Origin of the sequence: Streptomyces sp. 1114.5, from assembly GCF_003635085.1 — a bacterium.
GTDB lineage: Bacteria > Actinomycetota > Actinomycetes > Streptomycetales > Streptomycetaceae > Kitasatospora.
Genome location: NZ_RBXE01000001.1, coordinates 1,322,783 through 1,336,722 on the forward strand (window position 1 = coordinate 1,322,783; position 13,940 = coordinate 1,336,722).

Below are 13,940 nucleotides of genomic sequence, written 5' to 3' on the forward strand. Positions count from 1 at the left end.
GCCGCATGACGCCGTACGACGTGATCGTCCCGGCGGGCGGGGCCGCGCGGCGCCTCGGCGGGGCCGACAAGCCCGGGCTGACCGTCGGCGAGACCACCCTGCTCGACCGGGTGCTCGCCGCCTGCGCGGGCGCCCGCACCACCGTCGTGGTCGGACCGGCCCGGCCGACCGGGCGCACCGGCGTCCACTGGACCAGGGAGCAGCCGCCCGGCGGCGGGCCGGTGGCCGCCGTCGCCGCCGGGCTCGACCTGGTCACCGCGGACACCGTGCTGCTGCTCGCGGCCGACCTGCCGTTCCTGGACCGGCGGACGGTGGAACGGTTGGCCGCCGCCCTGGACGAGGCCGGGCCGGCCGTGGACGCCGCCGTGCTGGTCGACGCCGGCGGGCGCGACCAGCCGCTCGCCGCCGCCTACCGCACCGCGCCGCTGCGCGCCGCCCTGGCCGCCCTCGGCGACCCGGCGGGGCAGCCGCTGCGCCGGCTGGTCGGCGGGCTGCCCCGGCTGCTGGTCGCCGACACCGACAACGTCGCGTACGACTGCGACACCTGGGAGGACCTGGAGCAGGCCAGGGAGCGCGACCGGGGCTGACCCTCACCGCATCCCTCGCGGGTCTGTGAGCGAAACGACGCGCCCCGCACACGGGGTGAACACCTCCGGGTAACCGCCGATCAGGCAGCATGGGCGCATGGAGCGCACGCTGGATGACTGGATCGCCGAGGTCAAGGCCGACCTGGGCATCGACCTGGACGTGGACGTCCGAGGTCTGCTCGACACGGCCCGGGTGGTCGCGCACGGGGTGGCCCGGCCGGCCGCGCCGCTGACCGCCTTCCTGATCGGCTACGCGGCCGCCCAGCAGGGCGGCGGCGCCCAGGCCGTCGCCGAGGCCGCCCGCCGGACCGAGGCGCTGGCCGAAAGGTGGGGCGCCGGAGGCCCGGCCGCTGCGGACGCGCAGCAGCGGCCGGGCGAGCGGTGAGCGCGGTCGGGCAGACCACCGTGGCCGCCCCGACCACCGGCCCCGGCGTGCTGAGCTGGCCCCGGGCCCGGGAGGCCGCCCGCCGGGCCGGGCTGCGCCCGCTGCCCGCGGTCGCGCTGGCGCCGGCCGAGGCCCTGGGCCACACCCTCGCCGAGCCGCTGGGTGCGCTGATCGACCTGCCCGCCTTCGACACCTCCGCGATGGACGGCTGGGCGGTCGCCGGGCCCGGCCCGTGGCGGGTCACCGGGCGGCTGCTGGCCGGGCCGGCCGAGCCGGCGCCGCTGGCCGACGGCACCGCGGTGGAGATCGCCACCGGTGCCCAACTGCCGCCCGGTGCCACCGCCGTGCTGCGCCGCGAGCACGGGCGGGCGGACGGCACGCTGCTGCACGACCGCGGACCGTGCCCGTTGACCACCGGCCAGGACGTCCGTCCGCGCGGCCAGGAGTGCCGCCGGGGCGAGGAGTTGCTGCCGGCCGGCGTGCCGGTCGGGCCGGCCGTGCTCGGCCTGGCCGCCGCCTGCGGCCACGACCGGCTGCTGGTACACCGTCGCCCGGTCGTCCAACTGCTCGTCCTGGGAGATGAGTTGCTGGCCGCCGGGATCCCCGGGCCGGGCCTGGTGCGGGACGCGCTGGGGCCGCTGCTGCCGCCCTGGCTGCAGGCTGCCGGCGCCGAGGTGGCCGAAGTGCGGTACGTACGCGACGACTTCGGGCTGCTCCGGGACGCGCTGCGGCACTCCACCGCGGACGTCGTGGTCACCACCGGCGGAACGGCCGCCGGGCCGGTCGACTTCCTGCACCGGGCGCTCGCCGAGGCCGGTGCCCGGCTGGTGGTGGACGGTGTCGCCGTCCGGCCCGGGCACCCGATGCTGCTGGCCGAACTCCCCGGCGGGCGCCACCTGGTCGGCCTGCCGGGCAACCCGCTCGCCGCCGTCGCCGGGACGGTCACGCTCGCCCTTCCGCTGCTGCACGCCCGCAGCGGACGGGCCGTCGGCGCCCCCGCTCTCGCGCCCGCCGCGGCGGCGCTGCCCGGGCACCCGTCGGACACCCGGCTGCAGCCCGTCCGGCGGACGGCCGCGGGCGTCGTGCCGCTCGCCTTCGACGGGCCGGCGATGCTGCGCGGACTCGCCCGGGCCGAGGCGCTGGCCGTGGTCCCGCCCGGCGGGGTAGCGCCGGGGGAGACGGTCGAGCTGCTGGAGGTGCCGTGACCGAGCGCGGCCGGCTGCGGCGTGCCTCGGCGCCGGGGACCGAGCCGTGGGCGGACGCCGGGATCGTGCTGCCGGCCCGCCGGGCCGAGCCCGCGGTGCGGCAGGTCGGCTCGCGGCTGCTGCTGGCGCTCGCCGTCCTGGTCGCCACCACGCTGATCGTCTACGTCGACCGGGACGGCTACAACGACAACGCCGGGGGCGGGCTCAGCTTCCTGGACGCGGCGTACTACGCCACCGTGACGCTCTCCACCACCGGGTACGGGGACATCACCCCGTTCAGCGACAGTGCCCGGCTCGGCAACATCTTCCTGATCACCCCGCTGCGCGTGGTGTTCCTGATCATCCTGGTCGGTACCACCCTGGAGGTGCTCACCGAACGGACTCGCCTGCAATGGCGGTTGAACCGCTGGAGGTCCACCGTGCGCGAGCACACCGTCGTCATCGGGTACGGGACGAAGGGCCGCAGTGCCATCGACACCCTGCTCGGCCAGGGGGTGAAGAAGGAGGAGATCGTCGTCGTCGACCCGCAGCGCAAGGTGGTCGACCAGGCCGCGCAGCACGGCCTGGTCGGGGTGGTCGGCGACGCCACCCGCACCGACACGCTGATGCGGGCCGCCCTGCCCACGGCGGCCCGGGTGGTGGTCGCGCCGGAACGCGACGACACCGCCGTCCTGATCACGCTGACGGCACGCCAGTTGAACAAGGGCGCCACCGTGGTCGCCGCCGTGCGGGAGGACGAGAACGCGCCGCTGCTGCGGCAGAGCGGCGCCGACGTCGTGGTCACCAGCTCCAGTTCGGCCGGGCGGCTGCTCGGGCTGTCGATGCTCAGCCCGCACGCCGGGGCGGTGATGGAGAACCTGCTGACGTACGGCACCGGGCTGGACGTGGTGGAGCGCCCGGTCACCCGGGCCGAGGCCGGGCACGGTCCGCGCGAGTGCGAGGACCTGGTGGTCGCCGTGGTCCGGGGCCGACGGGTGATCAACTACGCCGAGCCGGAGGCCGCCGTGCTGCAGCTCACCGACCGGGTGATCGTCATCAAGTCGACCGGCTGATGCGGGCCCTGCCCCTCGCACGGCCCTGACGGGCAGTAGGTTCGGAGCCATGTATGCGATGACGATTCCCGTACCCGGCGGCCCCGAGGCCCTGGTCTGGGCCGAGGTTCCCGATCCGGTGCCCGGCGAGGGCGAGGTCCTGGTCGAGGTGGCGGCCACCGCCGTCAACCGTGCCGACCTGCTCCAGCGGCAGGGCTTCTACAACCCGCCGCTCGGCTCCTCGCCGTACCCGGGGCTGGAGTGCGCCGGGCGGATCGTCGCCCTCGGGCCGGGCGTGTCCGGCTGGGCGGTCGGCGACGAGGTGTGCGCCCTGCTGGCCGGCGGCGGCTACGCGCAGCGGGTCGCGGTACCGACCGGGCAGCTGCTGCCGGTGCCCGCGGGGCTGTCCGTCGAGCAGGCCGCGGCGCTGCCGGAGGTCGCCTGCACGGTGTGGTCCAACGTCTTCCTCACCGCGCACCTGCGGCCCGGCGAGACCGTCCTGCTGCACGGCGGCGCGAGCGGCATCGGGACCATGGCGATCCAGCTGGCCAAGGCGGTCGGGGCGCGGGTCGCGGTCACCGCGGGCAGCGCCGAGAAGCTCGCCCGGTGCACCGAGCTGGGCGCGGACATCGCGATCGACTACCGGAAGCAGGACTTCGTCGAGGCGATCGGGGAGGCCACCGGCGGGGCCGGGGCGGACGTGATCCTGGACATCATGGGGGCCAAGTACCTGCAGCGGAACGTGGACGCGCTGGCGGTCAACGGGCGGCTGGTGATCATCGGGCTGCAGGGCGGGGTGAAGGGCGAGCTCGACCTCAACGCGCTGCTGCGCAAGCGCGCCGCGGTGATCGCCACCAATCTGCGCGGGCGGCCGCTCGCCGAGAAGGCGGCGATCGTGGCGGCGGTGCGGGAGCACGTGTGGCCGCTGGTCGAGTCGGGGGTGGTGAAGCCGGTGGTGGACCGGGTGCTGCCGCTGACGGACGCGGGTGAGGGACACCGGGTGCTGGAGGCCGGGGAGCAGGTCGGGAAGGTCGTGCTGCGGGCCTGAGGCCGGACAGGCCGTGGTCGCGGCCGGTGAGGCGAGTGTCCGAAATGCCTGGATTGTCGGATCGTGCGAGGCTGGTCCGGAGCTGTCCCGCCGCCGACCCCGCCCCCGGGCGCGGCCGGCCGTCGGAAGGACTCCGACCGTGGCTGCATCACCGCACGCACTTCTCGGACCGCTGCCCGCGGCGCCGCAACGCCGTCGTACCCGATGCCTCCCGTCCGGGGGCCGTGCCCGGCGGCTGATCGCGGCGGCCGTGCTGGGACTCACGCTCCCGCTGGCCGCCGCCACGGCGGCGGTGGCACTGCCGGGGCCCTCGGCCGGGGTGTCGCCCCAGCCCTCCCCGTGGGCGGTCCCGTCCTCGGCCGCGTCGTCCTGGTTCCCGTCGCCGTCGCCCTCCTCCTCGGTCGGGACGGAGACGGAGGCGTCCGTCGCTCCGAGTGCCGAGGCGGGTGCGGAGCCGGCGGCCGCGGCCTCCACGGCGGCGCACCCGCCCGCGGCCGCGCCGCCGCAGCGCCCGGTGCCCCGCCCGTACGTGGACGGCGGCTTCCCGCCGGCGCACCGGCACCGCCCGGCCTCGCTGCCGGAGCGCCCCGACGCCGCCGTGGAACAGGCCCCGGACCAGGTTCCCGACCGGACCGTCGACCAGGCGCCCGAGCAGGCCGCCGACCAGAGCGTCGAGGCCGACCGGCCGCAGGTCGACCCGTCCGCCCCGGACCCGGCGGCCCCCGGAGACGCCGTCGCCGGTGCACCGGCCAGCGTCGCGGCGGGCGCCGCGCCCCTGGTCTTCCCGGCCCGCTGGCAGGACGCCTCCACGACCCAGCTGCCGCTGGGCGTCGGCCTGGGGCTGATCGGCTGCGGCCTGGGCCTGGTGGGCCTGCGGCTGCGGAAGGGCTGAGCCGGGACGGCAGGGCCGGGCACGGCAGAGAAGTGGAGGCCCGGTGCGGGTCGTGGGGCCGTACCGGCGAGGGACCGTGCGGGTTCCGGTGGCGGCGGTCGCTCGGCGGGGCGCGGGATCTGAGTACCCGTACGGATTCCCGCGCCGCGCCTGGAGGCGTACCTTCGTCACGGGTGGCGCAGGCCGGCGGGACGAACGGGGGTTCCGCCCGACCAACCCCAGTGAGAGAGAATGTTGTTCATGACGAATCCGATGAACGAGCGCTCGTCGCAGGAGCCGTACCAGGCCGCCGGCGGGCAGTCGCACGACGGCCAGAAGGTGCTGATCGTCGGACCGGACGGGCTGCCCGTGGGCCAGGGCTTCGCCGGTCCGATGGGTGAAGAGGACGACGAGGCCGATGCGCCGCGTGAGCTCCCGGTGACCGAGATGGTCGAGCAGCCCGCCAAGGTCATGCGCATCGGCAGCATGATCAAGCAGCTGCTGGAGGAGGTCCGGGCGGCGCCCCTCGACGAGGCGAGCCGGGTGCGGCTGAAGGACATCCACGCGAGCTCGATCAAGGAACTCGAACTCGGCCTGGCGCCGGAACTGGTCGCCGAACTGGAGCGGCTCTCGCTGCCGTTCACCGAGGACACCATTCCGACCGAGGCCGAGCTGCGGATCGCCCAGGCCCAGCTGGTGGGCTGGCTGGAGGGCCTGTTCCACGGCATCCAGACCGCGCTGTTCGCCCAGCAGATGGCGGCGCGGGCCCAGCTGGAGCAGATGCGGCGGGCGCTGCCGCCCGGTCTGCACGGCGGCGACCAGGACGAGGACGAGCCCGGCCAGGGCCGCGGAATCCGCTCCGGCCCGTACCTGTAGCCACACCGGGCGGCGGGGACGGGCGGCCGCCCGACCGGACGTACCACGACGATCCGCCCCGGGCCGCGCCGCCGCGATCCGGTGCCGGCGGCCCGGGGCCAGGATCGGCCCTGGGCCGATCACCGTCGGCGCGAGCCGATACCCTGACCCCTGTCGCAGGCCGGTCGAGCCGCCGCGACAGGGGTCCGCCAGGCCCGCGGGCCGGGCCCACCACGCACGGACGAGACCGAACGTCACGGCGGCGGCAGCACGGCCGCGCCGAGGGGGAGCAGAGGACCATGAGCGAGCACGGCAACGCGGCGGTCGAGGGCTTCTCCCTGGGCAACGGCCGCTATGTGCTGCAGCGGCTGCTGGGCGAGGGCGGCATGGCCTCCGTGCACCTCGCCTACGACAGCGTGCTGGACCGGCAGGTCGCGCTGAAGAGCATGCACAGCGAGCTGGGCCGGGACGACTCGTTCAAGGAGCGGTTCCGCCGCGAGGCCCAGGCGGTGGCCCGGCTGGAGCACCCGAACATCGTCACGGTGTACGACAGCGGCGAGGACATCGCCCCGGACGGCTCCAGCACGCCGTACATCGTCATGCAGCTGATCGACGGCCAGGGCCTGCGCGAGGCGATCAACGAGGCGATCGGCCAGTACGGCGCGATGCCGACCGAGGCGGCCCTGCGGGTCACCGTCGGCGTGCTGAACGCGCTGGAGGCCTCGCACGACATGGGCCTGGTGCACCGCGACATCAAGCCCGGCAACGTCATGTTCGACCGCAAGGGCAATGTCAAGGTCATGGACTTCGGCATCGCCCGGGCGCTGGAATCCGGCGTCACCTCGATGACGCAGACCGGCATGGTGGTCGGCACCCCGCAGTACCTCTCGCCCGAGCAGGCGCTCGGCAAGCCGGTCGACGCCCGCTCCGACCTCTACTCGGTCGGCGTGATGCTCTTCGAGATGCTCACCGGGCAGCTCGTCTTCGACGGCGACTCGGCGTTCTCGATCGCCTACAAGCACGTCCAGGAGGAGCCGCCGGCGCCCTCCACCGTCAACCGCTCGATCACCCCCGAGGTGGACGCCTTCGTCGCCCAGGCGCTGCGCAAGGACCCGGCGCACCGCTTCCAGAGCGCGGCGGCGATGCGGGACGAGGCGGAGCGGCTGATCGAGGCCGCCAAGGGCGGCGGCAGCGGGCACAAGCTCCAGGCCAGCACCCCGCTGGTGATCAACGAGGGCCCGCGCTCGGTGCACGCCGCCCCGCAGGCCCCGCAGACGCTGCAGCCGCAGTACCCCCAGCAGGGCGGGCAGCCGCAGCCGCAGTACCAGACCCCGCCGCCCGCGTACCGTACGCCGCCGCCGACCCCGCAGCCGCAGTACCTCCAGCAGGGCGGGCAGCCGCAGCCGCAGTACCAGACCCCGCCGCCCGCGTACCGTACGCCGCCGCCGGCCCCGCACACCCCGCACCCCTTCCCGCAGCAGCAGCCGATGCCGCAGCCGATGCCGCCGTACCAGCAGCCGAAGGCGCCCAGCGGCGGCGGCTGCTCGACCGCGGTGGTCGTGGTCGGGATCATCATCGGCGTGCTCGTGCTGGCCGGCATCATCATCGCGATCGTGGTCAACAACGCGGACAAGAAGACCAACGGCAAGTTCAGTCACGCCGGCGGCGAGCGCCCCGCCGACGTGCGCGTACTCGACCTCCCGGCCGACCGGAACGGCCTGGTCTGACGTCCTCCGGCCGGTTCGCGGGTGCCACGGTCGCGCCGGGAAGCGGTAGCGTTCGGGGATACGTAAGCGACAGGGCACCGCGATCCGAGCGAACGCCCGGGGCGAGGAGCGATGGCACAGACGCAGCAGCCGGACGATGACGCGGGTGCGCCGCCGTTCACCGGGGCCGGTGGCCCGCACACCCCCGGCCGCGGCACCGCCGCGCCGCTGGGCACCGTCGGGGACGGCCGCTACCGGCTGACCCACCGGCTCGGCCGCGGCGGCATGGCCGAGGTGTTCGCGGCCGAGGACGTGCGGCTGGGCCGCACCGTCGCGGTCAAGCTGCTGCGCGGCGAGCTCGCCCAGGACGACATCGCCCGGCTGCGGTTCACCCGCGAGGCACACGCCGTCGCGGCCCTCAACCACCACTCGATCGTCTCGGTGTACGACACCGGCGAGGAGTACGTCGGGGACGAGTCCACGCCGTACATCGTGATGGAGCTGGTCGAGGGCCGGACCGTCCGCGAGCTGCTGGCGGACGAGGAGGCGCCGCCGGTCGACCAGGCGCTGATCATCATCGCCGGGGTGCTGGAGGCGCTCGCCTACAGCCACCGCAACGGCATCGTCCACCGCGACATCAAGCCCGCCAACGTGATCATCACGAACGCCGGCGCGGTCAAGGTGATGGACTTCGGCATCGCCCGCGCGCTGACCGGCGGAGCCACCACGATGACCCAGACCGGCATGGTCATGGGCACCCCGCAGTACCTCTCGCCCGAGCAGGCGCTCGGCAAGCCGGTCGACCACCGCTCGGACCTGTACGCGGCCGGCTGCATGCTCTACGAACTGCTCACGCTGCGCCCGCCGTTCACCGGCGACACCCCGCTCTCGGTGGTCTACCAGCACGTCCAGGACATGCCGGTGCCGCCCTCGCAGACCAACAGCCGGGTGCCGGCCGGCCTCGACCCGCTGGTGCTGCGCTCGCTCGCCAAGAACCCGGACGACCGCTTCCAGGACGCCGACGAGTTCCGCGCCCACGTGCAGCACGCGCTGCGCGAGATGCACGGCGCGGGCGGGGCCGGCTGGGTCGGCGCGGCCGGCGCCCCGGGCGACACCGGGGCCACCCAGGTGCTCCGGCCGGACCAGGCGGCCGCCACGGCCGCCTTCGGGGCCGTCGGCGCGAGCGACCAGACCTCCGTGCTGCCCTACTCGACGGGCGGCCCGAGCACCCCCTACACGCCCTACCCGCCGCCCGGCGGACCGTACGGCGGCGGCGAGGACGACGGCGGCGACGGGGAGGACCACGGCCGGCGGCGCGGGCCGTGGGCCTGGGTGGCCGGCGGGATAGCGGTGCTGGTCGCGGCCGGTGCCGGGATCGGGTTCGCGTTGAGCGGCGGCGGCGGGAACAACGACCACGTGGTGCCCCCGACGCCCGCCCCGGTGGTCAGCACGACGGAGACGACGACACCCTCGCAGAGCGGCCTGCCCACCCCGCCGGCGTCCGTCTCCGGCAGCCGGAAGCCGCAGCAGCCGACCGACACCGGCAACAGCGGGAACAACAGCGGGAACAGCGGCAACAACATGTCGCCGTCGGCGAGTTCGGGCAAGCACACGCCGACCCCGACGCCGACTGCGAGCGCCAGCCACTCGGCGACGGCCTCGTCCTCGGCGACCTCGACCGGCGGGCCGACCTCCGGGACGTCGCCGACCTCGGGCAGCGGCGGCGGCACGCCCACCAACCCGCCGCCGAAGCCGGACCCGAAGCCGACGGGGACGCCGCAGGTCCCCTGACGCGGGCGGCCTGCCGCGGCCGGCCGGGCCCGCGACCGGCCGGCGGCGCGGTGCGTCGATGCGGTGGTCAGTTGGCGAAGGCGTCCAGGACCTGCTCGTACTCCTGGCACCACCACGCCAACTGGCCCGCCGAGGCGGGGTAGAGCGGGTCGGCCCGGTGGTCGCCCCGCTGGTAGCGCCACTGCAGCATCCAGAAGTCGTTCAGCCGCTCCCACCAGACCCGGTGGGCGGCGGCGGCCAGGTGCTCGGCGGTGGCGGCGCCGGAGGCCCGGTAGGCCTGCGAGTAGTGGCGCACCCGGACCAGGTCGAGGGCGCCGGAGTCCCGGTCGTTGAAGAGCAGCGTGGCGGCGCGGACGGCCTCCTCGGCGCGCGGCTGCGGGCCGAGCTTGTCCCAGTCCAGGACGGCGGTGAGCCGGCCGTCCTGCGGGCCCTCGCCGTACAGCAGGTTGAGGCCGTGGAAGTCGCCGTGGGTCCAGCCGGTGGGCGGGGCGGCCTGCGGGGCGGGGCGGCGGTGGGCGTGGTCGGCGAGCAGTTCCAGCCGTTCCGTGAGCCGTCGCTCGACGAGCGCGTCGAGTTCGCCGTACGGGCGGTGCTCGCGGGCGCTGCGCCGCAGGTCGCGGGCGAGGCCGGCGCTGTCGGCGGGGTCGGCGCTGCGGTAGCCGGCGGGCTGTTCGAAGGGGGCGCAGATGTCGTCGAGTGCGCCGTGCAGCCGGCCGAGCAGCGCGCCGAGGGCGTCGCACTGCGAGAGGTCGAGCTCGGTGCCGTGCCGGTGCCGGCCGTCGACCCAGGGGAAGAGGGCGAACATCCGGCCGCTCGCGGCGGCCACCGTGTTCGACCTTTCGGCGCAGGTCAGCGGTGGTACGACGGGCAGTCCGAGGGTGTTCAGCGCGGCCATCGCGCGGTGGTGGGCGAGGATCTTCGGACGGCTGGCGGTGGCGGTGTCGACGTAGCACTTCAGGAAGTACGGGCCGGCCTCGGTGGTGACCCGGTACCCCCGGTTCAGCAGGCCTTCGGCGACCGGTTCGGCGGTCAGCAGGCGCCCCACCGGGTAGCGGGCCAGGACCTCGGCGAGCGCGTGGTGCGGGACGGGCGGGCTGAGGGTCCCCATCGGCGGTGCGGAGAGATCGGGGCGGGCCGGGGCGCAGGCGAGGGTCTGGCTGAAAGTCACAGCCAGAGGTTATGGCCAACTGGCGGGGTCCCTTGACAAACCGTCAGGTCTGTGCAGTCTTCGGATCAGTACTGGTGGTCGGCCTGGTGCCGCGCCACGTAGGCGGCCGCTTGGGTGCGTCGCTCCATGCCCATCTTGGCGAGCAGACTGGAGACGTAGTTCTTCACCGTCTTCTCGGCCAGGTGCAACTCGTTGCCGATCTGACGATTGGTCATCCCCTCGCCGATCAGATCGAGGATCCGCCGCTCCTGCTTGGTGAGTTGGGCCAGCCGTTCGTCCTCCTTCTCGCCGCCGTCGCGCAGCCTGGCGAGCACCCGGCTGGTGGCGACCGGGTCGAGCAGCGAGCGACCGGCCGCGACGTCGCGGACGGCGGTGATCAGGTCGGTGCCGCGGATCGCCTTCAGGGCGTAGCCGGAGGCGCCCGCCATGATCGAGTCGAACAGCGCCTCGTCGTCCGAGAACGAGGTCAGCATCAGGCACTTGATCTCCGGCAGCCGGGAGCGGATCTCGCGGCAGACCTCGACCCCGTTGCCGTCCGGCAGCCGGACGTCGAGGACCGCGACGTCGGGGTGGACCGCCGGGATCCGGGTGAGCGCCTCGGCGGCGGTACCGGCCTCGCCGACCACGTCGATGTCGTCCTCGACCGACAGCAGGTCGTGCACGCCCCTCCGGACGACCTCGTGATCATCGAGCAGGAATACCCTGATTCGTCCGTTATCAGTCACGACCAAAGCCTCCCATAACACCGTAGGAAAGACCTATCGCTCGCATCGCCGTAAAGACGTGATCCGGCCAGGCCCAGCCCAAACCGATACCGGGAACCCCCTTACGTACGGGCGTCCGCCCGGATAACGTGCGCTGGTGTCCTGAAGGCGCTCGAATTGAGAGCTGCGTCACGCCGTCCGTCACCCCCACCCTTCCGACGACGACCCGAACGCGGCACCCTCGGGGTTGTAGGCCCTGAACAAGTAGGACGTCCTAGCGCAAGCGCGCCGAGGGCGGACGCTGGGTAACGTTCTCGTGAGGGACGCCGTCGGAACAGGATCACCACCTGCCCCGCAGTAGGTGCGCACACCCACGCGCGCCCCGCGAGGCGGTGACCGGACCGGTCACCGGCGACCCCGGGCGGCCGGACAGACCGAGGAGTGAACGTGACCGTCAAAAGCACGGCGAGGGCTCGCAAGAAGGCGGCCCCCGCTGTCCCTGACACCCTCCGCGCCGCGGGTACGGACGCCCAGCCGGAGCTCGTCCAACTGCTCACGCCGGAAGGCGAGCGGGTCGAGCACCCGGACTACCCCCTCACCACCACTCCGGAGGAGCTGCGCTCCCTCTACCGCGACCTGGTGCTGGTGCGCCGGTTCGACGGCGAGGCCACCGCGCTGCAGCGCCAGGGCGAGCTGGGCCTGTGGGCCTCGCTGCTCGGCCAGGAGGCCGCCCAGGTCGGCTCCGGCCGCGCCATGCGCACCGGCGACTACGCCTTCCCGACCTACCGCGAGCACGGCGTGGCCTGGTGCCGCGACGTCGACCCGCTGAACCTGCTCGGCATGTTCCGCGGCGTGAACCACGGCGGCTGGGACCCGAACGAGAAGAACTTCCACCTGTACACCATCGTGATCGGCGCGCAGACCCTGCACGCCACCGGATACGCGATGGGCATCAGCAAGGACGGCGCCGACGACGCGGTCATCGCGTACTTCGGCGACGGCGCCTCCAGCCAGGGCGACGTCAACGAGGCCTTCACCTTCGCCTCGGTCTACAACGCGCCGGTCGTGTTCTTCTGCCAGAACAACCAGTGGGCGATCTCCGAGCCCACCACCACCCAGACCAAGATCCCGCTGTACCGCCGCGCCTCCGGCTTCGGCTTCCCCGGCGTGCGGGTCGACGGCAACGACGTGCTGGCCTGCCTGGCGGTCACCCGCTGGGCGCTCGACCACGCCCGCAGCGGCAACGGCCCGGTGCTGATCGAGGCGTTCACCTACCGGATGGGCGCCCACACCACCTCCGACGACCCCACCCGCTACCGGCACAACGAGGAGACCGAGGCCTGGAAGGCCAAGGACCCGATCTCCCGGCTCCGCGCCCACCTGGAGAAGGAGGGCCTGGCCGACGAGGAGTTCTTCGCCGCCGTCGACGCCGAGAGCGAGAAGCTGGGGCTGCGGGTGCGCGAGGGCGTGCGCAGCATGCCGGACCCGGACCCGACGCTGATCTTCGACCACGTGTACAGCGAGCCGCACGCGTTGGTCGATGAGGAACGGGCCGAGTACGTCGAGTACGCGGCCTCCTTCGAGGCGGGGGAGAACCACTGATGGCCGGTCAGCTGAGCATCGCCAAGGCGCTGAACGGGGCGCTGCGCAAGTCGCTGGAGAACGACCCGAAGACCCTCCTCATGGGCGAGGACATCGGCAAGCTCGGTGGCGTCTTCCGGATCACCGACGGCCTGCAGAAGGACTTCGGCGAGGGCCGGGTGATCGACTCCCCACTGGCCGAGTCCGGCATCGTCGGCACCGCGATCGGCCTGGCGCTGCGCGGCTACCGCCCGGTGGTGGAGATCCAGTTCGACGGCTTCGTCTACCCGGCCTTCGACCAGATCGTCTCCCAGCTGGCGAAGATGCACGCCCGCGCCCTCGGCCACGTCAAGATGCCCGTCACCATCCGCATCCCGTACGCGGGCGGCATCGGCGCCGTCGAGCACCACAGCGAGTCGCACGAGGCGTACTTCGCGCACACCGCCGGTCTGCGCGTGGTCACTCCGTCCAGCGCGCACGACGCGCACTGGATGCTGCGGCAGGCGATCGAGTCGGACGACCCGGTCATCTTCCTGGAGCCCAAGCGCCGTTACTGGGACAAGGGCGAGGTCGGCGACGCCGCCGACCTGGGCCTGCACGACGCCCGGATCGTCCGGCCCGGCACCGACGCGACGCTGATCGCGTACGGCCCGATGGTCAAGGTCTGCCTTGAGGCCGCCGCGGCCGCCGAGGAGGACGGCCGCCGGCTGGAGGTCGTCGACCTGCGCTCGCTCTCCCCGGTGGACTTCACCACCCTGGAGGAGTCGGTCAAGCGCACCGGCCGCGCCGTCGTGGTGCACGAGGCACCGGTCTTCCTGGGCATGGGCGCCGAACTGGCCGCCCGGCTCACGGAGAAGTGCTTCTACCACTTGGAGGCACCCGTCCTCCGGGTCGGCGGCTACTACGCGCCGTACCCGCCGTCCCGCGTCGAGGAGGCCTTCCTCCCCGACCTGGACCGCGTGCTCGACGCCGTCGACCGCGCGCTCGCGTACTGATTCCGGGGAGCGA

At 74.1% G+C, this 13,940-nt stretch carries 11 protein-coding genes and 1 pseudogene; 10 read left to right on the forward strand and 2 right to left on the reverse strand.

The genetic code is table 11. From position 1 onward, the window contains the following. The first annotated feature begins 5 nt into the window (after positions 1–5). The 8 genes and pseudogenes from BX285_RS05685 (at position 6) to BX285_RS05720 (ending at position 9,479) form a co-directional block, all read left to right on the forward strand. Positions 6–972: pseudogene (locus BX285_RS05685) on the forward strand (NTP transferase domain-containing protein). Continuing rightward, positions 969–2,177, forward strand: a complete 1,209-nt coding sequence (locus BX285_RS05690; protein WP_259470441.1) for a molybdopterin molybdotransferase MoeA — start codon at positions 969–971, stop codon at positions 2,175–2,177. The pseudogene BX285_RS05685 and the gene BX285_RS05690 overlap by 4 nt, the downstream one beginning before the upstream one ends. A gap of 14 nt (positions 2,178–2,191) precedes the next feature. Beyond that, positions 2,192–3,229, forward strand: a complete 1,038-nt coding sequence (locus BX285_RS05695) for a potassium channel family protein (RefSeq protein ID WP_121177285.1) — start codon at positions 2,192–2,194, stop codon at positions 3,227–3,229. 49 nt (positions 3,230–3,278) lie between these two features. Then, entirely contained in the window at positions 3,279–4,256 is a 978-nt protein-coding gene (locus BX285_RS05700; RefSeq protein ID WP_097236958.1) for an NAD(P)H-quinone oxidoreductase, read from the forward strand. Positions 4,257–4,506: 250 nt separating this feature from the next. After that, on the forward strand, positions 4,507–5,148 hold the full coding sequence (locus tag BX285_RS05705; protein WP_121174606.1) for a hypothetical protein: 642 nt from the start codon (positions 4,507–4,509) through the stop codon (positions 5,146–5,148). A gap of 240 nt (positions 5,149–5,388) precedes the next feature. After that, positions 5,389–6,003 (forward strand): bacterial proteasome activator family protein, encoded by a 615-nt coding sequence (locus tag BX285_RS05710; RefSeq protein WP_097240113.1) that lies wholly within the window; start codon positions 5,389–5,391, stop codon positions 6,001–6,003. A 278-nt stretch (positions 6,004–6,281) separates the two neighbouring features. Next, positions 6,282–7,709, forward strand: a complete 1,428-nt coding sequence (locus tag BX285_RS05715) for a protein kinase domain-containing protein (protein WP_121174607.1) — start codon at positions 6,282–6,284, stop codon at positions 7,707–7,709. A gap of 111 nt (positions 7,710–7,820) precedes the next feature. Then, a complete protein-coding gene (locus BX285_RS05720; protein WP_097236961.1) occupies positions 7,821–9,479 on the forward strand; it encodes a protein kinase domain-containing protein in 1,659 nt (552 codons plus the stop codon). 67 nt (positions 9,480–9,546) lie between these two features. On the opposite strand, the gene BX285_RS05725 is transcribed toward BX285_RS05720, so the two are convergent. Together BX285_RS05725 and BX285_RS05730 are read right to left on the reverse strand one after the other, a co-directional pair. Continuing rightward, positions 9,547–10,647: a phosphotransferase enzyme family protein gene (locus tag BX285_RS05725; protein ID WP_257032510.1), complete on the reverse strand. Its 1,101-nt coding sequence runs from the start codon at positions 10,645–10,647 to the stop codon at positions 9,547–9,549. A gap of 65 nt (positions 10,648–10,712) precedes the next feature. Further along, positions 10,713–11,372, reverse strand: a complete 660-nt coding sequence (locus BX285_RS05730; protein WP_097236963.1) for a response regulator transcription factor — start codon at positions 11,370–11,372, stop codon at positions 10,713–10,715. Positions 11,373–11,798: 426 nt separating this feature from the next. On the opposite strand from BX285_RS05730, the gene pdhA reads away from it, so the two are divergent. Together pdhA and BX285_RS05740 are read left to right on the forward strand one after the other, a co-directional pair. Further along, the gene (gene pdhA, locus BX285_RS05735; protein WP_373560497.1) at positions 11,799–12,953 is read left to right on the forward strand and encodes a pyruvate dehydrogenase (acetyl-transferring) E1 component subunit alpha; all 1,155 of its coding nucleotides are present in this window, start codon (positions 11,799–11,801) and stop codon (positions 12,951–12,953) included. Continuing rightward, a complete protein-coding gene (locus BX285_RS05740; RefSeq protein WP_373560498.1) occupies positions 12,953–13,927 on the forward strand; it encodes an alpha-ketoacid dehydrogenase subunit beta in 975 nt (324 codons plus the stop codon). Before pdhA ends, BX285_RS05740 begins: the two co-directional genes overlap by 1 nt. Positions 13,928–13,940: the final 13 nt, after the last annotated feature.

Bases quoted from the DNA above. Each gene is read 5' to 3' on its own strand.
- BX285_RS05700 (WP_097236958.1), top strand. From the start codon at position 3,279: ATGTATGCGATGACGATTCCCGTACCCGGCGGCCCCGAGGCCCTGGTC.
- BX285_RS05720 (WP_097236961.1), top strand. From the start codon at position 7,821: ATGGCACAGACGCAGCAGCCGGACGATGACGCGGGTGCGCCGCCGTTC.
- BX285_RS05740 (WP_373560498.1), top strand. From the start codon at position 12,953: ATGGCCGGTCAGCTGAGCATCGCCAAGGCGCTGAACGGGGCGCTGCGC.
- BX285_RS05710 (WP_097240113.1), top strand. From the start codon at position 5,389: ATGACGAATCCGATGAACGAGCGCTCGTCGCAGGAGCCGTACCAGGCC.
- BX285_RS05715 (WP_121174607.1), top strand. From the start codon at position 6,282: ATGAGCGAGCACGGCAACGCGGCGGTCGAGGGCTTCTCCCTGGGCAAC.